At 65.2% G+C, this 1,534-nt stretch carries 1 protein-coding gene; it reads left to right on the top strand.

Features of this window, described 5'->3' with window-relative positions:
• Positions 1–217 precede the first annotated feature (217 nt).
• The coding region (locus A985_RS29710) for a methyl-accepting chemotaxis protein (RefSeq protein WP_017233505.1) at positions 218–1,534 on the top strand (1,317 nt) is incomplete at its 3' end.

The raw sequence follows: 1,534 nt of genomic DNA, 5'->3' as shown, positions 1-1,534 counted from the left end.
CGACGGCGCCCGCCGCCGCCGGCACGCCGGAGGACGCGCAGGTGCTGCAAATGGCCGCGCGTCGAGGCAAGGCGCCGGCGGGCGGGTCGACCGGATCGACGTCGAGCGCAAACGCGAGCGATTCGGGCGAGTGGGAAGAATTCTGACGGGTCGGTAATTCGGATAGTTGAGATGGATACACCGGCCGCAGGCCGGTCTTCACGAGGTAGAGATCGTTATGTTTAAGAATGTCACCATCCGGGCACGGCTGACGCTGGCGCTGGGACTCTTCATGGTGCTGCTGGTCGTCGGCGCCGCGGCGGGTCTCCTCTCGCTGCAACAAAGCAATGCGTCGCTGCGCGATATCTACAGGAACGACATGGCGTCGTCGCGCTCCCTCGCACAGACGACGATTTCCACCCTGACGGCTCGCGTGACGCTCTCGCGCATCGAGTTCATTGCCGATCCGACCGAGATCAAGACGGCCATCGAGCGCGTCCGTCAGAACCTCAAGGCGGCAGACGACGCGTGGGGCGCTTACGCGGCGAAGCCCATGTCCGACAGCGAAAAGCCGTTGGCCGATGCAGTGATCTCCGCCCGTGGCAAGGTGGTCAACGAGGGCATCGTGCCCGCACTCAAGGCCATTGAGTCGGGCGATATCCCGGACTTCCACGCCAAGACGGTCATGGACGTGCCGCGCCTCTTCTCCGATTACACCAAGGCGATGGTGGCGTTGGCCGACTTGCAGAACAAGACTGCCGAGAACCGCTACCTGGCCGCCCAGGCGCGTTACACGCTGGTGATGTGGCTGGTCGGCATCGGCCTGGTCATCGGCCTGCTCGTGGGCATCATCACGCAGATCACGCTCACGCGCGCCGTCGTCGGCCCCATCGACGACGCCATCAAGCATTTCGAGAGGATCGCGGGCGGCGACCTGACGCAGCGCATCGAAGTGTGGAACGACACCGAAACCGGGCGTCTATTCAAGGGCGTGAAGCATATGCAGGACAGCCTCGTGCGCACGGTGACGGAGGTCCGCTCGGGCACCGAGTCGATCACCTCGGCCGCGCAGCAGATTGCCGCGGGCAACACCGATCTGTCGGCACGCACCGAACAGGAGGCCGCGTCGCTCGAAGAGACGGCGTCGTCGATGGAGCAGCTCACCGCCACCGTCAAGGAGAACGCGGACAACGCGCGCCGGGCGAGCCAGCTTGCCGTGAACGCGTCGGACATCGCCGCACGCGGCGGCGAAGTGGTGGGCCGCGTGGTCGGCACGATGCAGGGCATCTCGACCAGCTCGAGCAAGATCGTCGACATCATCAGCGTAATCGACGGGATTGCCTTTCAGACCAACATTCTGGCGCTGAATGCGGCGGTGGAAGCCGCGCGCGCCGGTGAACAGGGCCGTGGTTTCGCGGTGGTGGCGGGCGAAGTGCGCACGCTGGCGCAGCGCAGTGCGGCGGCGGCCAAGGAAATCAAGGAACTGATCGAAGACTCCTCCCACAAGGTCCAGGACGGCTCCTCGCTCGTCGAACAAGCCGGTCAGACGATGGAA

The organism is Pandoraea sp. B-6 (assembly GCF_000282835.1).
Lineage (GTDB): Bacteria > Pseudomonadota > Gammaproteobacteria > Burkholderiales > Burkholderiaceae > Pandoraea > Pandoraea cepalis.
The sequence above is the reverse complement of the archived record's forward strand: the minus strand, read 5'-3'. Positions and strand labels throughout refer to the sequence as shown.